The following is a 24,546-nucleotide window of genomic DNA, read 5'->3' as shown; positions in this document are numbered from 1 at the left end:
GGACTTTGGGTTTGGGTCTTGTTAAATTTAAATTATTTATAAAAATTTATTATTATATTTTGGAAACTATTTAACACAAAAAAACATCTAAATTTTATTTGTTAATTTATTCAATTATATTTAAATTATGTTTTTAATCGTAAATTGATTCATATTAATTTAATTAAATTAAATTAACATAATCAATCCAAATTGATATAAACGATAATTACATCAGATATATATCAATCTAACTCTTATTAATTTCATTATATAGTAAAAATAATAAAAAGCAATTTTTTTTAAAATAAAAACCACTTTATCTGATTAATTTTTACCAACTAAGTTAACTAGATAAAGTAGCATTATATTATTACATTATTAAAAATTAAAATTATTTATTATTATAGCATCAAGGATGCGCTGGTTGTAAATTTTCTAAAGCGTTATTGGAAAGATTCCCATCAATATAGTCAATAGTTCAAGAATAATCTTTATCAGGTTGAATATCTTGATATTGAGCTTTTAGCATTAATTGGCCACAATATTTGCACGGTGCTTCTTGAAAAAGATCATACTTACTATAATCTTTATGTTCAAAATATTTTTGGACTTTATTCATTGCATATGATTTTCAAATTGAATTTCTTTCATATCTTCCTCATTTATGATTTGTATGTTTCATAAAAACCTCCATAATTCTTTTTTTATAAAAAATGTTACTAATTTTTTATTACTTAATAAGTTTCTTCAAAGAAATACGGAAACATGCTTCTTTAAATATAAATTTTTATAAATCTATGATAGTATTTTAATTGCATTTTTTAAGTTTAACATAATTAAAGTAACAATTAAGGTAAAACAACATTAATTGTTAAAGTTACATTATTTAAATTATATTTCTACTTTTAAATCGATTTAAATCAATATTAATTAATATAATCGATTTAAATTGATATAAACGATAATTACATCAGATATATATCAATATTATTATTTTTATTATATAACAAAAATAAGTAAACAAGACACTTTAAACAAAAATATATAAATTTTATTATAAAGGTGGTGCCCGTACTTTTTGGAAAAATTTAGTATCCTTGATTTTATGCACAATCTTACTTAAAATTAATTGTTTTAGTTTACTTAATTTTGCTGAAAAAATAATAATTAATAGTCGCATTTTAAAAGCATAGGCTGTTTCTGACTCCTAAAATATAATATATAAATAATATATTAAATTCCAGTAAATATTAAAACGTAATGACGAATTGATCAAATTAATGTTACTATTTTGAATATTATTTTTTCTCCTTAAAATCTTTTTAATTCAACGCAACACTATTTTAATTCTCCTTTAAAATATAAACACATTAATCCTAGTTAAAAAAAGTTTTACAAAACTAATTGCAAAACAATTTTAATCTTTACTAACAGAAATTAACGAACTAAAAATATTTGGTGGTGCTTTAGGTAAATGTCGTTTATGTTCAGAACTTTGATTTAATTGTTTAATTCGTTGTGCAATCGCTGTTGGAACTGATTTTCCTTGTAAATAATAATCTAATTGTTGATAAGTAAACCCTAATTCTTTTTCATCAGTTTGACTAGCTCATAATCCCGCTGTTGGTGGACGTGAAATAATTGCTGATGGCACACCTAATAATTGTGCTGCTTGCTGAACTTCCGATTTTAGTAAATGAATAATAGGGACTAAATCAGCAGCACCATCACCATATTTAGTAAAATATCCGACATGTCATTCATCAGCATTATCCGTTCCTAAAACCATATAATTGTGACTTTGTGCTAAAGCATATAAGGTTGTCATTCGTAACCGTGGCTTTATATTAGCGAATGCTAATTGATGAGGTGGCAAAGCTAATGTTGCAATTAAATTATCATATGTTCCTGTTAAATCAACAAGATGATTTTTTAATTGATGATTATTAACTAACAACTGTGCACATTCTTGATCAAAATAGTCAGAATGACAAGGCATTATAACTGTTAAATGTTGCTCAGGAAAAGCTTGTTTTGCTAATAAACTAACAACAGCCGAATCAATTCCACCTGATAAACCGACAATAACCCCTTGGCAGTGGGCTTTTGTCACTTCTGATTTAATTCATTTTACTAAATAACTTAAATATTGGTTTAATTCTTTCATTATTATCCATCCCATTCTAATTCGTAATCAAAAATGCGAACAATATCTCCTGCTTTTGCTCCTTTTGCTCGTAACTTTTCAAAAACTTTTAAATCTTGTAATTTTTTATTAAATAATAATAAATTATCATAAGTTGTAATTGGTGTTTTATGATAAGCTTGATAAACCGCTGCTCCCGATACTTTTCAAACACCATTGCCAAGATTAACAACTTCCACCTCTTCTTCAATTGGCGTGGTATATTTATATACTTTATAATCTTCTTCCGTTGATACTGGTTCGTCTAATTGCCATAATGCTTTATTATCCTTAATTTTTGTCAGAACTGTTCCAATGTGATTTATTAACAATGATAAATTTTGATTCATTAAACCACTAACTCCAATAATTTCGGCAGTTGGAATTTGGGTTTTAAATTTAATTAAATTTTTTGCTGCAATGTCAAGATCCATTTTATTTGCTACAATAATTTCTGGTCGTAGTTCCAATTTATAATTATATTTTTTTAATTCTGTTTTAACATTTAAATAATTTTGATAAACATCTTCTGTTCCATAATTTCCTGACATATCTAAGACATGGACAATCAATTTACAACGTTCAATATGCCGTAAGAAATCATGGCCTAGCCCCTTACCTGCTGCTGCGCCAGCAATTAATCCTGGTAAATCCGCCACAACAAAACTATGATGGTTTTGATCTTGGACAACTCCTAATTGCGGAGTTAATGTTGTAAATGGATAATCAGCTATTTGCGGTTTAGCTTTTGAAATTTTTGCTAATAAAGTTGATTTACCAGCATTAGGTAAACCAACTAAACCAACATCAGCTAAAACTTTTAATTCACAACGAATCTCTAATGTTTCGCCTAAATCACCAGCTTCAAAGATAGTTGGCGCTTTATTTTTAGAATTAGCAAAACGAGCATTGCCACGACCACCTTGGCCACCTTTTGCTAAGACAATTTCTTGCTGATGAGTAGTAATATCGCCAATAATTTCATTTGTTTTATTATTATAAATTAAAGTACCTAACGGAACTTTAATATACTTATTAGCAGCATTTTTACCATGCATATTTTTAATGCTTCCATTTTCACCATCAACTGCTTTAATTTCTCTTTGATATTTTAAATCAAGTAATGTATTCATTCCTTCATCGCCAACAAAAATAATGCTTCCACCATTACCACCATCACCACCCGAAGGGCCTCCTTTTGGAACATATAACTCACGATGAAAAGCAACGGCACCATCACCGCCTTTTCCTGCAAATAATTTAATTGTTGCGACATCAATAAATTTCATTATATACCCTTTTCTCGTTGTATCATCATCATTCAGTGCACTTAATAAACTATTTAAGAATTAATTTGACATCCCCCTGTTCAACACTGTTAAAACCAACAGAACAATTGTTTTTGAAATTTCATACCATCTGAACCCATTGCATTTTGAACAAAATAATTTAAACCTAAAATGTTATCTTTGCGTTTCTTAACTTAATAACCTCTAATTCTTTATAACTTATTATTAAAAATTGTAAAATCAGTAAATGGTGGAGCATCAACAGGAGATAAAAATAACTTTTTATCATATTCTTTTCTTTTGGTTGGATTTGATAAAATGTTATATGCTACTGGAATTTCATAAAATTTAGTTTCTGTATTTTTTATTTTTTCAAAATTAGTAGTAGAAGATACTTTTAGTATCTTATAATAATTTTTTGCACTAATTCTCCTTATATTTAAAAAATTTATTAATTAAGTTATATAAATTTATTTTGATAAGTAAAGAAACTTACTTTAAATTTTTTTCTTTAATTCTTAAATAGTTTTTATATTTGGACATATTATATTATAACAAAATTTAAATATTTTAGGAGTTATTTAATCCTTAAAAAAGAAAAAAACAATTAATATTGTTTTTTAAGGAATGTTTTTAAAAATAAATTATAATTTTAAATAGTTACTATTTTTTAATTCAACAATAATTTTCTGGCAAAGATTATCAAACTGTGAATAGGAAAATGAATATCAATGCACATTTGTTAATTGGTGTTTAAACCATGTGATTTGTTTTTTAGCATAAACTTTATTAGCTTGCACCATTGCTGCTAATGTTGCTTCATATGAAAGCTCACCTTTTAAATAACGAATAATTTCTGAACAACCAATAATTTTCATACTTTGCTTTGTTAAATCATAATTACAATATTTATATGCTGCTTCAACTTCAGCAAATAAACCTTGCTCTGTTAACCGTAACACCCGATCAAATAAATATTGATGCAGTTCTGCTTTATCTGGTAATAACCCAATAATATATGGTTCAATATATCATTCATTTCGGTGATGATCATTACTTGATTTTAATGTTCCTGTTTGTAAATAATATTCTAATGCCCGCCAAACTCGTTTTCGGTTATTAGGATGAATTTTAGTACTCTCTTGTGGATCAATTGTTGCTAATTTTTCTCATAAAGCATAATTTGAAACATGTTCATATTCCTTTGTTTTTAATAAATCACGACCCTGATCAGAAAATTGGTAATTCTTTAATAGTGCATTAATATATAACCCACTACCACCAACAACAATTGGAATTTTATTTTTACTTCATAATTGGGCTAATATTTTTCGTCCCTGCTGTTGGTACATCTTAATGGAATAATTATCATTTAAATCAATTGTTGATAATAAATGGTGTGGAATTCCAGCTTGTTCAGATGGTGTTACTTTATTTGTTGCAAGATTTAACCCATTAAAAATTTGGGTTGCATCAGCATTAATACATTCGCCATTAAAACGCTGAGCGATTTTAATTGATAAAGCAGTTTTACCACTTCCTGTTGGTCCAACAATTAAAATAACTTTTTTCGCCACCATCAAAACCTCACTCATCTCTTTATAAATTTTATCGGATAATTTATTTTTTTCAAATTAAAAAACTAACATTCAACTGTTAGCCTTTCATTTATTTTTAAGATAACCCTGAACCGCTTTAAGTGCTTGGGTGTAGAGTTACTGATTTATATAGCGGTTAATAACCCCAAACACACCTTAACGTTATAATAAACGTAGAAAACTGTCCTTGCGGACAATTACATTTTATCACATTTTATTTCTTTTTAGCAAAAATAACAAATCTAGTTTATTCAATTCCTAATAAATTAGAAATTACAAAACTTCCAATTAAATAACTAGAAACTGTTCCATAAATATTTGCAACAACTAATTTAACTCCAATTTTTTGTTCAATTGGTAAAATTGGTAAATTTTCAAAAAGATTCTCATTACTATTAACAACAGGATGCGCATCAACAAAATGTTTAGTTCATTTTTCAGGATCTCAGACCGTAAAAGTTAAAGTAATTCCTGCAATATCAGGACTAATAATATTTTGAATATTTTCCTTATCATCTTCAGTGCTATATTCCTTTCAAATATTTTTTAATTGAACATCATAATTTGTTTGCACTTTTTGTAAGTAAGCATTAAGTAAAACATGATAAAAAATTCCTTGATCAAATTTTGTCTCCTCATCATAATTCTTACTATTAGGATTTAAGGTTCATGAATGCGCATCTTTAAATCAATCTTTTACATTTTCACTGCGAAGTTGGTCAACATATAATCAACGTTTTTTGTTATATAAATCTGATTTTTCTGAAATTGGATTATCATAATAAGATACTAAAGTTTCTAAATCCGTTACTGTTTTATTTTTACTTTTTTGATCTAAATATCAATTATATTTCTCAACAACGGTTGGTCAAGGCTGACTTCTTAAATCTTGTGATGATAGTAAACTTTTTTTCATATATTCTAAACTATCTTTTGATAAATTTTCTTCGCTATGAATTTTTTGTAATTGCGACATAGTTCGTTGCATTTGTTTTAAAATATCTTTGTTCTCAATATTAATATTCATAATATTTTCTTTTGGAAAAAAGGTTGGTTTTACTCATGTATCAAGATTATAATCGAATAATGTAGCAACCTTACTATTTTCACCCAAAACAAGCTTATTAATAGTTTTTTTAGTATTTTCTGAAATTTGATTATCTGAAATATAAGGTAAATCAGGGATTGGATTACATCCAATTGTGTATGTTACCGGAGCAGCTAAGATGCTAATTGCAGCAAAGACACTGAACAATTTTTTCATTCCTATTTATCTCCTTTACCAAGAATTTCACGTTTGGTATTGTGTAATTACAAATAATAATATATTATTTTTATTAAAAAAACAAGATTAAATTATCTTTTTTCTCAAATTGGATGAACTTCGTGAACTTTCATCATTGCTGTCTTAATAATTTTATCACTTTTAATATTCATTGGTTTTTGAAACTCTTTTTTATTGTCTGTTTTGGTAACCCCTTGGACTGCTGCTTTTCAATCATTTAATGTTCCTCGCCGAGCTTTTGCATTTTTTCAATGCATTGCTAAGCAATTATTAACTTCTAATTTACCGCCTTTCTCTAGTGGCATTAATGGTTCAATAACTCATCCAAATTCTGTTTCTTGATTTAATTCTCCCATTTTAATAAAAGCTCCTGCAATATCACGACGATAAAGTAAATTATTACGACCACCACCACGAGCAGTATTATCTCAAATTGCACGAATTTCTGGCTCTGATAATTTTGAAAGATATTGTTTTTTCATAAGTAATCCCCTTTTTAAATTAGTATTTTTTAACTAACAGAAGTAATTATACACTATTTTATGTGATTTTCAATCTCTTAAGCAGCCAGAACATTATCCTTCTTGTTAAAAATAAAAAAGATAATATTTTATTATCTTTTTTAAATCAAATATTTTTACAATAAAAAATGTCTCTCAAATCTTAGATTGTCCAGGATAATCTTATTTTTCCATCCCAATATCATCGGTAACTTCAACTTCAATTTGCCCTACTGGTTTATTTACTGGATCTTCTTTTTTGTGCAATAAAATACTATTAGCATCATTAAGTAATTCTTTGTATTTATTTCCTTGGTCTTTATTAACGAAGGGAACATTTTCATAAATTGGTGTTTCTTGCGAACATGCTAATGTTGGTGCTACTGATTCATTAACATTTTTTTTATTTTCTGAATTTGTTCAAAAACTAGGTGTTTGATAAAGTAAGTCTATTTGTTCAAAGTATTTGCTATTTATGCATGTATTTATTAATTCATTTACATCATTAGAAATCTTATTTGATATTTTATTAGTTTCAATTTTATTAAACCCAAGTTTTTTAAAAAATTTATTAATGCTTTTTTTAATTGATTTATAAGTTTTTTTTAATGCTCTTTTAATTTCTGCAGTAATTTCCATTTTGTTTTTCTTTCTTATTCAATTAAGGCAATTTATTTTAAAACATAATATTTATCTTTTAAAATCATATACGGTTTTTATTCTATAACATTTATTTTAAATTAGCAATAGAATTTAAATTTATCATATTAGTGAATAATTTAAGTTATTGTTTTATATAAAACAATAATAAAAAACAACTTATAGAGAAGTTGTTTTATTATTTTTACTTTTTGAAAAAATTAAGCAAGTTTAAATTCTATTAAAAGTAAAATTAGATTTATCAAATTTTTGCTTTTTTTGCTTTCATTTTTTATTACCTTGAGTATTAAATTTCTTTTTTGTATTTTGGTTCTTTTTATTATCTAAATATGAATCCTCATATTTAAAACTATTGTTTTTTTGGTTAAAAGCTGATTTTTTATGATTAGTACTAAAACTTTTTCTTTCTTGAGGTTTTTGTTTTAAATCATATGTTGTAATATCTAATAACTCGATCTTTTTCTTTTGGTATGCACCTAAATGCTGAATTTCTCTTAAATCATTACGATTTGAAACAATTGATATCGCTACACCAGTAGCACCAGCACGTGCTGTTCTACCAATTCGATGAATATAACTTTCTCGTTCTGTTGGAATATCATAATTAATAACATAATCAATATTATCAATATCAATTCCTCGTGCTGCAACATCAGTGGCAACCATAACTCGTACTTTACCATCACGAAATAAACGCATTGCCTGTCCTCGTTCATAACGACTTTTATCACCATTAATGATGCAACAAGGAATACCATTATTTGTTAACATTTCAGCAATTTTATTAGTAAAAACTTTTGTATTTGAAAATATAATGCTTCGTTTTGGTTGCAAATGTTTATATAATGCTATTAAAACATCTTCCTTATGATAAGATATTGCGTTAACATAATGCTGGCTAATATTATTTTGTTCAATAACATTTTTTGTAACAACAATTTCAACGGGATTAGTTTGATAGTTATTAGCAATTTCTAATACTTGTTTTGGCATTGTTGCGGAAAATAATAATGTTTGATATTTATTAGGAGCATTTTGAAATACTTTATCAAGGTCAGTTTTAAATCCCATTTTTAACATTTCATCAGCTTCATCTAAAACAATTGTTTTAATTTTATCTAATCGCAATGTTTTACGATTAATATGATCAGCAATTCGCCCCGGAGTTCCCACAATAATATTGCTTTTTCGTAAAGCATAAATTTGACGTTGAATATGTGAACCACCACAAATTAAGGTTGCATTTACTCCTTCTAAATAAGTTGCAAATTTTCGAACCTGTTCAATTATTTGACTTGCTAATTCATGGGTTGGACATAAAATAATCGCTTGTGGTTGTTTTAAGTGTGTATTTAAGTTTTGCAAAATTGGCAAAATAAAAGCTACAGTTTTACCAGTACCCGTATGACTTTTACCAATAATATCTTGATTATTAAGAGCAACTGGGATAGCTTTTTCTTGGATTTCAGTTAGGTTAGTATAACCCATTTTAGCAATCATTCGCTGTAATGCTGGGTATAAATTTAATGTATTAAAATTCATTTAGTCTCCTTTAAAATTTAGTATAAATAGTTTAGTTGTTTTTTTAACATTACAGCTGTTGAATTTACATATTAATATTATTTTAGATAACAGAATAAATTAAAGTTTAACAACTTACTAAGTATACCTTAAAAAAATAAGAAAATAAAGGATTTTTCTTAGAAATTAGAATGAATTCTATTAAAAATAAATAAAAAAAGCAATAAAAATTGCTTTTTTTATTTATTTTTTGATAAAACTCTTAAAATGGTCACCAATTTGTTAAAAAATGAGTTGTTGATGATGCTACATCTTTTGTTGTATTAGCAACTGAATTAGCAAAATTTTTCACTTCATCAGAATGATTATAAGCATAATAGCCAATTGCTCCAACGGCTGCTGATCCTAGTACTATTCCTGCCGATCCTGGTACAATTCCAAATAAGGCACATACTAAACCATTAGTAAATTCACCTATCACTTGTCCTACTATTCGTGGTGTTTTTTTTAACCCTTTATAAGCTAAAACTGCTCCTTTTTTAATTCCTATCTTAAGATTTTTACCTTGAGTTTTTATAAAAATTTTAAGATTTTTACTTTCTTCTTTGACAAGGGCTTTAACAGCTTTTCCTGCAGTTTTCATCCCTTGAAAAGTATTTTTACCTATTTTCTCAATATTTTTACCTTGGCCTTTCATAATTGTTCTTAAATGTTTACCTTGGCCTTTCATAATTGTTCTTAAATGTTTACCTTCTTCTTTCAAAAATGTTTCAGCAGTATTACCAATATTTTTTATACTCTGGAATCCACGCTTAATCACTTTTTTTACTTTATTAGTTTTTCTTGTAAAAAAGTTTTTAATCCCATTGTTTGATTTTGCTATATCTTTAATACCAGTTTCTGATATTTTTTCAACTTTACTTAGGTCTGTTTCAATACCTTTAGGAGGGATAATTTTTTTACCAAGACTTTTTTCTGTTGCAACATTTTTGTTTACAACAGCTTTTTTAGTTTTCTTAATTTTTCTACCAATTTTTTTACCGAAATCTTTAGCATCTTCTTTAACTTCTTTATATGCTTTTTTAGTGAAATTCTTAATTTTTTTAAAGATTTTAAAACCAGAATTAGTTTTAACCTTAACTGGTTTATTAGTTAATGTTAACGTTGGTTCAGCTTTTGAATTTAATAACGAGTAAACATTTGATGGTACTAATTCATTATTTGATATATCGCCAATAATATCTCTCATAATAAATTCTTGTGCTACAGTTCGATTTGAATAATTTAAAGCAGGAGTTTTCATTAATGTTCCGCTTAAACTACTGCTACTAAGTCCTAATGCCCCAAAAATAACTATTAGTTTTTTCATATTGACTTATCCTTTCTTATATAAAATTATCTTGTACTAAAAATTGTTATATTAAAAAAATAGTCAGTTTTTTAAATAATCTGTTGTTGTTGAAATATAATGTTTAACATCATTAACAGCTTTATTTGAAAAAGTTTTAACATCATCTCAATGTGTATAAGTATAATATCCACCATATATTGCTAAAGCAATGGCTACCGTTACTCCTATCGTTGTAGCTGCTGTCCCTAATGAACTAGTTAGAAGACCACTTTCAACTGTTTTTCCAATAATGTTACTTTCAAGAGCTGTCTCTGCAATGTTACTTTCAAGAGCTGTCTCTGCAATGTTACTTTCAAGAGCTGTCTCTGCAATGTTACTTTCAAGACCCGCTTCTGTAATACCACCCTCAACTGTTTCTACAATAGTATCTTCGCTATCATCTTCACCCATTATTGCATTAAAAATTTCTTGGAAATCATCCATTAAACTGCTTGATGATTCTTTAAGTTCTTCTAACATCTTGCTTGAATTAATCAGTGAACTATCCATATTATCAAGTTCATTTTTCATATTATCAACCGTAGTTGGATTTATATTTGTACTAAATGTATTAATTGCAGGTATTACACTGCCAATAGTTCCTAACGTTCCTAAAATAATTGTTGTGACTTTCATTTGCTTTATATCCTTTCTTAAAAATTAAATTAATATTAAAATAAGGACTTAAATATTATTTCTTTCTTATTTGAAGTTATATATATAAAAGGAATGGATAATTAATATTTTTTCTATTTTTTAAAGGAAGTTTTTAAATTTATTATTATTTTTAAAAGTTTGAAATATTATTTAAGCCCAATAACAAGGGAAGTGATACTTTTTTGTTAGTAAATTTAATTTTATTTCATTACTAATTTATAATTTTATTTTGTAATAACTTAGTAATAAAACTAAGATGGTTTTAATACCGCAATTGCTAAAAATTTACTTACCTACTGAATTAGCAACAAAAATGATTAAGAGATAATCTAATTACACAAATGTTAAAAACTTAAATGACTTTCTTTTAATTCATGTTAAAACTATTTGTTCTAACATTTAAATTAACTTTTAATAATTTTTAAAATATCATATGTTCTTAATTAACATTTTATTAGTGCTAACTAATTATTATATTATTTTGTTTACTTGAAAATTCTTTTTCATAGTTTTGGAAAAATAGATAATATAAAAGATATTACTAACTAGTAATAATTAATAGATTTAAGAAATAATTTTTTCATAGTTTTATCTTCTTTTTTAAATATTTAAAAATAATATTTTTTTTAAATCAGGAAGTAAAATTATATGTTATATTCAGAATAAGAAAATTTGAAAATACGAAATAATAAACTTCTAACTATCGTTAAACTTTTAGTTAATTACCTGATTCTTTTAACTATATTATTTAATAAACAAAATTTATAATATTATTTTGATAATTGATATACCCATCTTTTTGATAAAATTTTGGTAAAATAAATTTTTATAACAATACAACTGCTTAGTCTATTTATAACTTTTTTTAAGAAAAAAAACAAGAACATTTTAAAAAAAAAAAAAAAAACATAATGTAATAAAAACTACAATTGCAATAATTCATATTTATTACAAATAAAAAAACAATAAAGTAAACTTTATTGTTCTTAACTTATCATAATTAATATCTTATGATGGTGGATAAACATAGTCTTCTGGTTTAAACGAAATTCGATATTTATCAATTGGCCAAGGTGTATAATAAATATTGTTCGTTGTTTGGTTAACACCAAAACGGAATTTAAGTTCATCATATCACCCATAATGTCAAGTAAATGCACGGTCTTTACCAATGTCAACATTAAATTTGTTATGTGCTGTCACTCAGAACTTCCCAATATCAGGTAAAATTTTGATTTCAGGTTGTTCCTTAAATTCTCTTAAATAATCGTTTCAAATTGTTTGAAGCGATAAAGCAGGATTTTTTGCAAATTGGTTATTTAATTTTTCTCATTTTTTAATTGGTAAGAAAATAACACCTTCGGTATGAACACGAATATCTCACGTAATTTGAAAATATTTATAAAATGCAGCAATAATTCGTCCAAAGTTTTCAATCTTTTTAATCATCCCTGCTCGTGTTATTCCGACATTAATATAAATTGGTTTATTGTCATTTAATGCAATACCTGATAAAGGCATTCCCGCTACTAAAATTTTTGCTAAATTAACTTTAAACTGTCCTAATTGTAATTTTTCACCCGTAGAAGCAGTTAAAATATTTAATTTTTCACCATAAAATTCTAAGAAATTTTCGGGTGTTAACTTGTCTGGCGCATAACCAGTATTAACTCAAGCATATTTTTCATCATATGGTAAAACTGGCGTTACACCGTTTGTATCTGGATTAATAATTGAATTTAATAAAATTAAGATTTTTTCGTCACTAGCATAAGTGATATTTTCACCAAGTTCTCCCAATGTCTTGTCATCTTTTAAACCTTTTTCTAAGGCTTTTTGAACAATGGCATCTAACATACTATGATCATACGCATAATTTAAATCAAAATTATCATAAATACTTTTGAAATCTTCATGTTTATCAACAATAATATCACCTGACATTTTTTCATTAAAAAATTTAATAATTGAATTTGATATTTGTTCTACTACTGCTTTTAAAATTTTTTGCATTTTATCAATATCATTAGTAATAGTATATTGAATTAAAAATGGTACAACTGTTACTAATTTTTTAAATTTAATGCTAACATCAAATTTAAAGTCTAAACGAACTGCTTTTAAACCTTCTGGATTAATATATGCCAGTTTACCTAATTTTTCAACATCAATAAAATTTAAAATAAATTTCACACTATCTGGTTCAATATTCAATGGAAAACTATTTGGATAATAGTTTGAATATTTATTAGCAATTTCTCGATTAATATTATCAAAAACTGCCATAAAACCAGTCTTAAGAGTTGCTAACACTGGCGCAACCTTGCTATCTTTTTCCTTTAATACTTCCTTTTGGTGGTCATTTCTTACCATTGTAAATAAGTTTTCAAAATCAATACTTGGATAAAAATTAGTATCAATTAAAGTTTTTTCTGCTGTGTATTTTTGAATTGCATTTGATGCTGCTTTTGTTATGTCATTTAAAATTTTTAAATCTCCATTATAATCAATGTCATTTTCATTGTTATGTTGATTATTGTTTCAAGCATTTTTACAACTAATAACAGAACTAACACTAACAACACTAAAATTTGCAACCCCTAACATTGCTAATAGTTTTTTCATAGTTTTTTAAACCCTTCCTTTTTTTAAAATAGATATATTTCAAATATTTTATATATACTTTGAATATCCTACATATTCGAAATATCTTTTATGTTATTAAAAAAAAAAAAAAAATCAAGGGGCTAATAATTATTTTAAAGTATGTCTTTTTTAGCTCGAAAGAATTTCTAATTTATGGTGTGAATTAACACATATATAAGAAATTTTAATCTTTAGTTTGAATTAAATATGTATAATTTAATGAAGATTTTTGTGGAATAATACGAAATAATCGTTTTAAGAAACGATTTTTTCAACCAATAATTAAATAATTTTTTCTTTTTACTTTTAACGCTTTTGGTAAGGATTTTTTAATAAACTGTTCTAATGACATTAAACCTGGTAATGTTTTGTTGTTTTTAAAATCAGCATTTTTAAAAAAAGCAGTTTGTGTTGCCCCAGGGCAAACTGTAATTACACGAACAGGTAATTTTGTTTTCTTTAATTCAGTATTAATAGCAACAGATAAACTTAAAACATACGCTTTTGTTGCATAATAAGTTGCCATTCCTGGTCCAGGGAAAAAAGCAGCTAGAGAAGAAATATTAATAATTCGTCCTTTTTTCTTTGCAATAAAATATTGCGTAAAAAGTTTTGTTAAAATATGGACCGCTTGAATATTTAAATTAATAATTTTTAATTCATCTGCTAGAGGAATTGTTTCAAAAAGACCTTTTTTCCCAAAACCAGCATTATTAATAAATAAAACAATATGATACTGTTTTATTTCTTCAAAGAAAGCATAACAATTTTCAGAAATAGACAAATCATATGATAAAGCAATAATTGTTTGTTCAGGAAATTGTTGTTGTAATTCTTTTGCTCATTCTGTATGGCTAGATACTCCAATAATATGATAACCTTGCTTTAATAATCACTGACAATAACCATATCCAATCCCTGATGATGCTCCTGTTACTACAGCAAATTCTTTTTCCATTATATATCATTCCTTTCATTTCTTTAATTTTAATATTAAATAAAATAATATTTTTTAAAATGTAAATTAAATGCAAAATGTAAATTAAATGCACAGTAACAAATTTATTAACTCAATAATAACATAAAATAGTAATTGTTATAATTATTTTTAGAATTAACTATCAAAAATAAGTTGATTTATTTTATTCCACGTCATATTAAACTTTACAAAAAAAAAAAAAAAGGTTAAAAAATTTAAACCTTATTTTCTAATTCCCAATGTTTCAATGATTGCTTTATATTCATTAAAATTAGTCTTAATTAAATATGCAAGCAAGTGTTTTCTTTGCGCTACTTTTTGCAATAAACTTCTTCTTGAAACAATATCTTTTCGATGTATTTTCAAGTGTTCTGTCAAATTATTAATATCTTCTGTTAAAATTGCAATTTGAACTTTTGTTGAACCAGTATCTTTGGCATTTTGACCAAACTTTGTAACTAATTCTGCTTTTTTTTCTTTTGAAACCATTACTATTTTCTCCCTTCATTTAGTGGCTTATTATGTTAAAACAAAGAATTTAAGAAAGGGTTATCTTAAATCAACGAAATAACAACCTTATTAATATTATGCTTTTTTAGCAAAAAAAGCAAGGGTATTAACGAAATCTTGCTTTAAAAGCGTGACCAATTCTGCTAAATTATTAATTTTAATATTTTCTCGAAGGTATTTTTTAAAATAAACAATGATTTCCTGCCCATATAAATCTAAATTAACATTTAGTAAATATGTTTCAACAACTTCTTTCCCTTCAAATAACCGATAAGATGTCATTGAGGGATAAAGTTTTCCTTGTGCTAATGTTTCTGTTATATAGACACCATGGGGCAAAATTACTTTTTGTGGCAAATAAATATTTGCCGTTGGAAAATTAATTGTTCGTCCTAATTGTTTTCCTGGTTTTACTTCACCACGTAGATTATAATCTTCATATAATAATTTATTAGCGGATGATAAATCATATTGTAATAAAAAATTTCGAATTGTTGTTGAGGAAAACAAATTATCTTGGCGAGTAATTAAATAAACATTTTCTTGACCAAAAAAAGCAATAATATCATTAAAATCTCCTTCACGATTTTTTCCAAACCGAAAATCAGAGCCAATGACAATTTTTGTAACATTAAATTGTTTTTTTAAAATTGTTAAAAATTGTTTTGCCGATAAATTTATAAATGCAGTAGTAATAGGCACTTCTAAATAATAATCAAATCCTAATTTTTCAACAATTTGTTGTTTTGAATGATTATCTACTAGTTTTGTATTTCTTTGTTGTAAAAAATCACTAACACTTTGTGACATCGTAAAAAATAATGTTGCAAGGTTATGTTGTTTTTTAATTTCCATTAAACGTGTAATTAATTTTAAATGACCTTGATGAAACCCATCAAATAAACCTAAACAAGCAACTTTTGCTTCCTTATAACTTGGCTTATTTCATACTAAAGTTTTCATTAATAATGATCGTCCTTCTCTCTATCATCTTGTTTTTTAGGCTCAATATGTGATCATAATCCACGTTGACAAGCATATACGTGTTTTCCAATATGTTTATAAATTGCTAAAACATTTTTATTTTTATCAATAATAAAAATAATTGGGTCAGTATGTTTAATAATAACAATCGGTTTTCCTTGTCGAATTTCTTCATCATGATGATAAAGTAATAATTGTTGGTTATTAGTAAATAAAGCATCATACATCGATATTAACTCATTAAAATTTACTGTTTCAGGGCTAATTGCTTTAGATAACAAAAAATTTCCTGATTGCGTGCGGCATAAAGCTGTAACAGTAGCAATAGTATTTAATTTTGCCGCAATATCAGTCACTAAACTTCTAATATATGTTCCCTTAGTACATAACACGCTAAATTTAATTGTATGATTATGAGCATCATATTTTTTTAATTTAATCGCCTTAATTGTAACAGTTCTTGGTTTAATTTTTACTTCTTTATCTTGGCGAGCATATTCGTAAAGTTTTTTACCATTAACTTTAATAGCAGAATATTTGGGTGGATATTGTTCATACATAAATCCATTAAATTCATTAAAAATTTTTTTTAATACCTTCTTCTGAATCTTAAATGGAGCCGTTTCATTAAGAACATTTCCAGTAATATCACCAGTATCTGTTTCAATAAATAAGCGCATTTCAACATCATACGCTTTATCTGCTGTTAACAAATATTCACTCATTTTAGTAGCATTATTTATTAAAACAACTAACAATCCTGTTGCTAATGGGTCTAATGTTCCTGCGTGACCAATTTTATTAATCTCTAATTTTTGTTTAATTTCTTGAATAACTTGATTACTTGTTTTTCCTGTTGGTTTATTGATTAAAAAAATACCATCATGCATAATAACCACCCCGACTTTCTGAAATATTATATCATTTTTTACTATATTCCTAACATTGATTAAAAAAGTACCTCTATTTTTGCCGTATTTTTTACAAAATTAATTGATTATTAAGAAAATATAGTTTATGATATTTATGTATTAAAAATAAGTATTGTTACATTTATATCTTTCTTAAATTATTCTAGCCTTTCCTTTTGTGCTAAAATTTGTATTTTGTGGCAATATTTAAATCTAAAATAATCTTAAAGTTTGTTTTTCATACGTTTTTAAAAATTAATTGAAGTTTCTTATAGGCTGTTCATTTTTCTTCAATTAATTTTTTTATTTTGTAAATTGTAAATACAAGTGTAATAAATCTATTAATTTATAAAACCATAAAATAAAATAATGTTTTCTTGCCATTAACAAATCAACTTCTTTCTGAGTTGATTTGTTGTACTTCATATTACAATTTACATTTGCTTAAAACAAAAAAATACTTTTAAAATCTTGCAATTTCAAAAATGTATGTTATTATTAAAAATGTCTTAAGTAGACAAATAAGTAAATCAAAATAAGAAAATTGGACATGTTAGGTAATCTTTATTTTTAATAAAATAAAGCAACGAACAAAATAAATGCATTAAATACCTAAATGGCCTTTAAAATTAATAAAATATCTCAAAAAATTAAAAAATAGGACTGAAGTCCTATTTTTTATATTAATTTATTATCTTGTAAAATGGTAACTAACCCTTTAAAAAGTAAATCTTTATCATAATGGTAATTAACTAATTTTTTAATGTAAGTAGCATTACCTCCCGTTAAAATTACTTGTGGGTTTATTACTTCAGTTGCGAGTTGATTAACAAAAGCAGTAATTGCTAATAAATGACCATTAACTAATCCAATATTGATTGCTTGCTTAGTATTTTTTCCTAAAATAGCATTGTCATAAGAAAAATCAAATTTTTGTAATAATTGTGCTCGTTCAAATAAGGCTTCTGCTGCTGTTTCTAAACCTGGCATAATAATTGTTCCTAAGAGGGTGTCTTGTTTTAATAATGAAATTGTTGTTGCCGTCCCCATATTAACTAAAATAACATCTTGTTTAGGGAATAAAGCTAATGTTGCATATGAACCAACAATTAAATCAGCACCAAGATTACGAGGATTAGGAATCTCTGTTTTTAGTCGATCAGTGGCCAAATTTTTTTTAACTTGATAAAAAGGAATTTTTAAATCGACAGCCAACTGATAAAATAAATCATCTCACATTGGTCGAACTGAAGATAAAGCTAATAATGTAAGATCTGTTAGAACTAATTTTATTGTACTTAAACCAGCTATTATTTTTTGTCGAAAATTTTTTTCAGCAACTAATTCGCGACTAGCCATTGTTAAAAAAACAATAATCTTTTTTTGAGGATTAAGAATTGCAAATTTAATTGCTGTATTACCAATATCAACTAATAATTTCATTATTGTGTTTTCTCCTTTATTAATTCACTAATTGCTGCTAAAATTTCTTTTGCAATAATAATTTTGTTTTGACTAGGAATTTGTTGATGTCCTTTTTTTGTTAATAAAATGATTTCGTTTTGGTCAGCACCCATAGCATTAATTTGATTAATAATAATTAAATCTAAATTTTTTTCAATTAATTTTTGATGCGCATAATCTAAATCAAAATCATTTTGGGCACTAAAACCAACTAAAATTTGTTGCTGTTTTAACTTACCTAATTCAGATAAAACATCAATATTAGCAAGTAATGATACAACAAGTTGTGGATTTTTTCGTTTACTAATTTTTCCTTTCATAGGAACCGCAACTTGATAATCATTTAAAGCAGCACATGCAATAATAATATCTTGTTCTTTATATGCTTTTAACATTGCTGCTAACATTTCTTCGTTTGTAGTTGCTTTAACATGCTCATAATAAATTGGAAAATCACAATCACCAACAATTGTTGTTAATGAACAGTTTGTTCATCTTAATACAGTATGCAATGCATCTCCCATTTTGCCACTAGAATTATTTGTGAAATAACGAATATCATCTAAATATGTTTTTGTTCGCCCAAAATTAAGCATAACTTTTTTATCTTTTCACAAGTTTTTTCAATCTAAAAATTGCTTTATTTCCATTAAAACATCTTCTCATTCTCAAGCACGGCCAATACCAACCATATTGCAAGCAAGCATTCCCGAACGAGGCTCATAAACTTGATTCCCATCCGCTATTAATTGTGCTAAATTACGTAAATTAGCTGGTGATAAATACATCTTACTATTCATTGCAGGAAAAATCATTTTATAACTTTGAGTAACACTATATACTAAACTTGCTAAAGTATTTGTAAAACCATGAGCAATTTGAGCAATAAAGTTTTGTGTTGCTGGATAAACAACAAATAAATCAGCTTGCTCAGCAATTGTAATATGTTCTGATAAGTCTTTTTTATCATAATATTGTTTCATAAAAATTTCAGTTTTTGCTGTTGCTGGTCGATCCTTTAAAAATTTTAAAGCATCTTGTGTTAACAGTAATTCAACATCATATTCTTTTTTCAATGCTTCATATAAATGAAGTCCCTTATATGCAGCAATGCTTCCTGTAATAACTAAAATAATTTTTGCCATCTTAACACCTCACTCATCTTTATAATTATATAAATAAAAATCGATATATTTATGTTAATATATCGATTTTTAATTATTACCCTGTTGTTTTCTTTGCAAAAAAACAGCTTGCATTCTTCGTTGCGATTCGGCAATAATTCCTTCCACTAATTCTTGTCAATGCTGTTGCTCTAAATAACGGCAATAAAAGCTACGAATAATATTTAATCGTTCACCATAACGTTCTTGGGCAAAATATTTTACCTTTTTTAAGATTGAGATATAGGCATATTGTAAATCTAATGGTTTTTGATAAATTTTTCGATAAACCTGTGCATATTCTTTAATTAACTCCGTTGCCTTATATTCTAAGGCTTTTGTTCGTTCAGTAATCATTCGTTTCAAAATTTCATCTTTTTGTGTTGAATTATACTTTGAACTTTTCATAACATAATACAATTTTATTTCTAATGCTAAGACAGGATTATTATGTGATATAATTTTTTCATTATTCACAATCATTGATAATTCACGAATAACATTATCATAAAATTGGCTACAATTGTTCCCTCCTAAAGTTGACACTTTTTCACCCCACATAATAAATAGTTTTTAAATCCTTATAAATAGTTTTTATCAAGTACCTTTCTCATAGTAATATTATACCGTATATTTATCATTTTTAATTAAAAACTTAACTAGGAAACGTTCTAATACATAGTTTTTATCTTTTAATTATCATTGCCAATAATATAATCATCATTTTTTAAGTTATCAACAGAAGTCATAATAGCTTGCAACCGCATATAATAATTTGATGATGAAATAATTGGATATTTTTTATCAAAATAAACTTTAATATATGTTAACTTTTTACGATAAGTTGTTAATCATTTATGCGCAATTAAATTTAGTTCTTCCATAATTTCTCGTTGATTAACACTTATTGCATCTTTCCGCTTTGCCGGATCTAGTTTTTTAAATAAACTTGTTGCTTTTTGTTTAAAATTAATTGCATAGTCAATAAATCCAACTACTCCTGAAATTTTAACTGGTGTAACATAAATTCCTAAATCATGGTTACGACAATAATCATACTGAATTCGCGAAAAGTTAGTATTTTTAAACTCTGATTGAACATAATTTAAATCATTAAATTCTTTAATATTATAAATTTTAAAATCAACATAATAATCATATGGTGTTAAAAAACAATTATTGGTATATCAACTGTATCGTGAAATTGATTCAAAAATTTCTTCTTCAATAAATTCAAATTCACGAAAATAATATGTTTCTGTTTTTCAAAAACGTTCTAAAATATAAAAAATTAACTCTTCACCATCAATATTATTTAAAAATCAATTTTTTTGAAAATTAATATTACGGTACTTCATTAAATCTTGTTTTTCAATTCGTTTGCTTGCATCAATTTTTTGCAAATAATTATCATATCTTTTTGTAAAATATTCATAAAATCATCGCAAGGTTAAAGTATATAAAATATAATAATATGGAAAATCAGTTTTAAGAACATACTTAATTAATTTTATTAATGTTCGTAATAAGTTATTAGAAATCTTATTAGCTTTATTAAAACCTTGGACAACTTGAATAACATTATCATTTTTTTCAATTCCATTGCGCCAAAAAATATATGTTAATTCTCCTTCCGAATTTTTTTTGTAACAAAAAGGAATAATTCGCACAATAAAATTAATTTCATCGTTCACTTGATATTCTAAATAACCATCATTTTGACTATCTTTAATAATTGTTCCTTTGCTAATATTTTTTCGCATTTCATTTAAAACTACTTGGAACATTTGTTCACGTAAGCCTGTTTTATTTTTAGGATGATATTTAATAACTGCTAATTCTAGTTCTAACTTATCATATTTTGTTAATGTTTTAAAACCATATTCACCAAGTGCAATTGTTTGATAACCTAATTTTTGAAAACTATTTTTATAAATTTTAAAAATTTCCTGCATTTTTTTTCGAATATTAGTTGCTAAATTAAGTTGTTTACTAACAATACTATTTAATTCTAAAAACTTTGCTTTTTTCTGCATTAAGTTCGCCCCTATTTTCTACTTAAAAACATTATAACAAAAATTACTTAATATTTATAATCTCATCATTAACCACATCAATACTAACAGCATTAGGAATTTTATTTAAACCAGGCATCGTAATAATATCTGCTAAATAAGCAATAAAATATTCCGCTCCTGAATTAATTTTTAAGTCACGAATAATAATTTGGTCATCATAAGGATTTTTATTGCCAAAAATTGTTTGATGATTTTTAGCCATACAAACTGGTCAATGCTTATATTTTGGATTTTGTTGATAAAAATTAATTTTTGTTTGAGCCAATGGACTAAAAACAATTTTTGTTGTTTGATAAATTTTTGTACAAATTATTTTAATTTTTTCAGTAAGCGATGTTGCTGTTGGATTAAATAATAATTGATATTGTTGTGGTTTTTCAATTTCTTTAATAATAGTTTTAACTAAAGTTGGATCATCTTTAATTCCTAAATGATAAGTATTATTAATTCCAAACGGAATTTTCTGTTCTTTTAATCATTCAGTTACCATAGCAATTTCTTCAAGAGTATCAGTTGCAAATTGATTTAAACAAACAACAAAATTTAAGTGATAATTTTGAATAATTTTAATATGATGTTGCAAATGCGTCAATCCTTTTTTTAAAGTAACAAGGTCAGCTGTTGCTAATGTTGTTTCAACAGCACCACCATGTAATTTTAATGCTCTAATCGTTGCTACTAACACTGTACAATCTGGTGTATATTCCTCGTTTAAATTAATAATATCATTAAATTTTTCAAATCCTAAGTCACTTCCGAATCCAACTTCGCTAACAACATAATCACTTAATTTTAATGCTAAATTTGTTGCAATTAAAGAATTTGTCCCATGAGAAATATTTGCAAATGGACCACAATGTACTAATAATGGTGTTCCATGTTTTGTTTGTGCTAAATTTGGTAATAAAGCATTTTTTAACAAAGCTAATAATGAACCAGTAATTTTTAATTCGTGGAGATAAACTGGTTCATTATTGAAATTATAAGCAACTATTGCTTGATCTAAACGACGACGTAAATCACTAAAATCTTTACTTAAACCTAAAATTGCCATAACTTCACTAGCAGCAGTAATTTGGAAATGTTCTAAACGATGTAATTTATCACTAATTTTTATTTCAATATTTCGTAAAGCACGATCATTGACATCCAAACAACGTTGTCAAACAATTTGCTTAGGATCAATTTGCAGCGGATTGCCTCAATAAAGCAGGTTATCAATCATAGCACTAACCATATTATTTGCTGTTGTAATGGCATGAAAATCACCAGTATAATGTAAATTAATTTCATTTTCTGGTTCCATAATACATTCTCCGCCGCCGGTTGCTGAACCTTTTAATCCAAACACTGGTCCTAACGATGGTTCTCGTAATGCTAAAGTTGTTTGATATCCTAAATGATTTAACATATCAGCAATGCCAATTGAACAAGTTGTTTTTCCCTCTCCTGCTTTTGTTGGATTAATTGCTGTTACTAAAATAAACTTTGCTTTTTTAGGTAAATTAATAAAATTAAAAGCTTTTACTTTTGCCATATAATCACCATATTTAATTAAATCATCATCTTTTAAATTAATTTTTGTTCCAATTGTTATAATTTTTTCCATTTTCTTCTACTCCTTTTAATTAAAAATGTCCTATTTTTGGGGAGTGTCAATAATTTTTAAACACGATGCTATTTTAAAAATGCTAAGATTTTGTATTTAATTATTTAACTCTTTCAGATACAATAATTTATATACAGGTATTTTAGCATAGAAAAGAGCGAAAATTTAATGGATAAAACAAAAATAATTGATGGAAAAATGGTTAGTGAATTAATTAAAGCAAAAATAACTGAACAAATTTTAAAAATTAAAGCAAAAAAGCAACGAGTACCAGCCTTAACAATTATTCAAATTGGTAATAATAAAGCAAGTACTACTTATATTAAAAATAAAAAAATTGCTTGTGAAAAAGTTGGTGTTACTTGCAATGTTTTAAATTATCCAGATAGTATTACTGAATCAGCTTTAATAAAAATTATTAATGACTTAAATAATAATTCTAAGATCGATGCAATTCTTGTTCAACTTCCGTTGCCAAGTCATATTGATAGTGAAAAAGTTATTAACACAATAATAACCAAAAAAGATGTTGATGGCTTTACTCCAGAAATATTAGGCAATTTAATGCTTGGGCATTATAACTTATTACCAGGTACTCCAAAAGGAATCATAGCACTTTTAAAGCACTATCAAATTCAATTAGCTGGACAGCATGTTGTAATTATTGGTCGTAGTAACATTGTTGGTAAACCACTTGCTAATCTTTTAATAAATGCCTCAGCAACTGTTACAGTTTGCCATTCACAAACAAAAAATTTATCTGCTTTTACAAACCAAGCTGATATTTTAATTTCTGCTGTGGGAAAAGCTAAATTTGTTACAGCAGAAATGATTAAAGAAAATGCTATTGTGATTGATGTTGGAATTAATCGTGATGAAGATAATAACTTATGTGGTGACATTGATTTTCATAATGTTTTCTCAAAAGTAAAAATGATTACCCCTGTTCCTGGCGGAGTTGGCCCAATGACAATTGCCGCATTATTAGAAAATATCTTATATCTTTATCAATTGAATCAAGAAATATAAAAAATGTTTCTTTTAACTTTTATATCACTAAAAACCGTTAAAAAGATTTTAATGGATATTTTAATTAAAAGAAACATTCATAATATTTTTTTACTAACTAATAAAC

At 25.9% G+C, this 24,546-nt stretch carries 21 protein-coding genes; 1 reads left to right on the top strand and 20 read right to left on the bottom strand.

Annotation, left to right across the window (positions count from 1 at the left end):
• Positions 1 to 373 precede the first annotated feature (373 nt).
• The 20 genes from SPM_RS03325 to SPM_RS03230 form a co-directional block, all read right to left on the bottom strand.
• Positions 374 to 664, bottom strand: coding sequence for a hypothetical protein (locus SPM_RS03325; RefSeq protein WP_040584403.1), 291 nt, complete (start codon positions 662 to 664; stop codon positions 374 to 376).
• Between the two features lie 735 nt (positions 665 to 1,399).
• The gene (gene nadE, locus SPM_RS03320) at positions 1,400 to 2,149 is read right to left on the bottom strand and encodes an NAD(+) synthase (protein WP_004028990.1); all 750 of its coding nucleotides are present in this window, start codon (positions 2,147 to 2,149) and stop codon (positions 1,400 to 1,402) included.
• Between the two features lie 2 nt (positions 2,150 to 2,151).
• Complete coding sequence (obgE, locus tag SPM_RS03315; protein WP_040584402.1) at positions 2,152 to 3,456, bottom strand: GTPase ObgE; 1,305 nt, start codon at positions 3,454 to 3,456, stop codon at positions 2,152 to 2,154.
• A 644-nt stretch (positions 3,457 to 4,100) separates the two neighbouring features.
• Entirely contained in the window at positions 4,101 to 5,036 is a 936-nt protein-coding gene (gene miaA, locus SPM_RS03310) for a tRNA (adenosine(37)-N6)-dimethylallyltransferase MiaA (protein ID WP_004028988.1), read from the bottom strand.
• A gap of 265 nt (positions 5,037 to 5,301) precedes the next feature.
• Positions 5,302 to 6,318, bottom strand: a complete 1,017-nt coding sequence (locus SPM_RS03305; protein WP_004028232.1) for a hypothetical protein — start codon at positions 6,316 to 6,318, stop codon at positions 5,302 to 5,304.
• 92 nt (positions 6,319 to 6,410) lie between these two features.
• Positions 6,411 to 6,821 carry a hypothetical protein gene (locus SPM_RS03300; RefSeq protein WP_004028231.1) on the bottom strand — a complete coding sequence of 137 codons (411 nt, stop codon included), beginning with the start codon at positions 6,819 to 6,821 and terminating at the stop codon, positions 6,411 to 6,413.
• Between the two features lie 201 nt (positions 6,822 to 7,022).
• The gene (locus tag SPM_RS03295) at positions 7,023 to 7,478 is read right to left on the bottom strand and encodes a hypothetical protein (protein ID WP_004028230.1); all 456 of its coding nucleotides are present in this window, start codon (positions 7,476 to 7,478) and stop codon (positions 7,023 to 7,025) included.
• Positions 7,479 to 7,709: 231 nt separating this feature from the next.
• A complete protein-coding gene (locus SPM_RS03290; protein WP_004028226.1) occupies positions 7,710 to 9,041 on the bottom strand; it encodes a DEAD/DEAH box helicase in 1,332 nt (443 codons plus the stop codon).
• Between the two features lie 241 nt (positions 9,042 to 9,282).
• On the bottom strand, positions 9,283 to 10,389 hold the full coding sequence (locus SPM_RS03285) for a hypothetical protein (RefSeq protein WP_004028225.1): 1,107 nt from the start codon (positions 10,387 to 10,389) through the stop codon (positions 9,283 to 9,285).
• A 51-nt stretch (positions 10,390 to 10,440) separates the two neighbouring features.
• The gene (locus tag SPM_RS03280; protein ID WP_004028224.1) at positions 10,441 to 11,046 is read right to left on the bottom strand and encodes a hypothetical protein; all 606 of its coding nucleotides are present in this window, start codon (positions 11,044 to 11,046) and stop codon (positions 10,441 to 10,443) included.
• A 1,029-nt stretch (positions 11,047 to 12,075) separates the two neighbouring features.
• Positions 12,076 to 13,692: a hypothetical protein gene (locus SPM_RS03275; RefSeq protein ID WP_004028223.1), complete on the bottom strand. Its 1,617-nt coding sequence runs from the start codon at positions 13,690 to 13,692 to the stop codon at positions 12,076 to 12,078.
• A gap of 205 nt (positions 13,693 to 13,897) precedes the next feature.
• Positions 13,898 to 14,671 (bottom strand): SDR family NAD(P)-dependent oxidoreductase, encoded by a 774-nt coding sequence (locus tag SPM_RS03270; RefSeq protein WP_004028222.1) that lies wholly within the window; start codon positions 14,669 to 14,671, stop codon positions 13,898 to 13,900.
• 243 nt (positions 14,672 to 14,914) lie between these two features.
• Complete coding sequence (gene rpsO / locus SPM_RS03265) at positions 14,915 to 15,181, bottom strand: 30S ribosomal protein S15 (RefSeq protein WP_004028221.1); 267 nt, start codon at positions 15,179 to 15,181, stop codon at positions 14,915 to 14,917.
• 96 nt (positions 15,182 to 15,277) lie between these two features.
• On the bottom strand, positions 15,278 to 16,165 hold the full coding sequence (gene ribF / locus SPM_RS03260; protein ID WP_004028220.1) for a riboflavin biosynthesis protein RibF: 888 nt from the start codon (positions 16,163 to 16,165) through the stop codon (positions 15,278 to 15,280).
• The gene (gene truB / locus SPM_RS03255; RefSeq protein WP_004028219.1) at positions 16,165 to 17,076 is read right to left on the bottom strand and encodes a tRNA pseudouridine(55) synthase TruB; all 912 of its coding nucleotides are present in this window, start codon (positions 17,074 to 17,076) and stop codon (positions 16,165 to 16,167) included. The genes ribF and truB overlap by 1 nt, the downstream gene beginning before the upstream one ends.
• Before the next feature lie 699 nt (positions 17,077 to 17,775).
• Entirely contained in the window at positions 17,776 to 18,540 is a 765-nt protein-coding gene (locus SPM_RS03250) for a type III pantothenate kinase (RefSeq protein WP_004028218.1), read from the bottom strand.
• Complete coding sequence (gene coaBC, locus SPM_RS03245; protein ID WP_004028217.1) at positions 18,540 to 19,706, bottom strand: bifunctional phosphopantothenoylcysteine decarboxylase/phosphopantothenate--cysteine ligase CoaBC; 1,167 nt, start codon at positions 19,704 to 19,706, stop codon at positions 18,540 to 18,542. Before coaBC ends, SPM_RS03250 begins: the two co-directional genes overlap by 1 nt.
• 69 nt (positions 19,707 to 19,775) lie before the next feature.
• Complete coding sequence (locus tag SPM_RS03240; RefSeq protein ID WP_239643290.1) at positions 19,776 to 20,270, bottom strand: hypothetical protein; 495 nt, start codon at positions 20,268 to 20,270, stop codon at positions 19,776 to 19,778.
• Positions 20,271 to 20,416: 146 nt separating this feature from the next.
• Entirely contained in the window at positions 20,417 to 21,760 is a 1,344-nt protein-coding gene (locus tag SPM_RS03235) for a hypothetical protein (protein ID WP_004028215.1), read from the bottom strand.
• Positions 21,761 to 21,803: 43 nt separating this feature from the next.
• Positions 21,804 to 23,411, bottom strand: a complete 1,608-nt coding sequence (locus SPM_RS03230) for a formate--tetrahydrofolate ligase (protein WP_004028214.1) — start codon at positions 23,409 to 23,411, stop codon at positions 21,804 to 21,806.
• A gap of 168 nt (positions 23,412 to 23,579) precedes the next feature.
• Between SPM_RS03230 and SPM_RS03225 the strand changes: the two genes are divergently transcribed.
• Positions 23,580 to 24,440 carry a bifunctional 5,10-methylenetetrahydrofolate dehydrogenase/5,10-methenyltetrahydrofolate cyclohydrolase gene (locus SPM_RS03225; RefSeq protein ID WP_004028213.1) on the top strand — a complete coding sequence of 287 codons (861 nt, stop codon included), beginning with the start codon at positions 23,580 to 23,582 and terminating at the stop codon, positions 24,438 to 24,440.
• Positions 24,441 to 24,546: the final 106 nt, after the last annotated feature.

The sequence above is a fragment of the Spiroplasma melliferum KC3 genome (assembly GCF_000236085.2).
Taxonomy (GTDB): domain Bacteria; phylum Bacillota_I; class Bacilli_A; order Mycoplasmatales; family Mycoplasmataceae; genus Spiroplasma; species Spiroplasma melliferum.
This window is presented reverse-complemented; position numbering and strand designations above follow the sequence as displayed.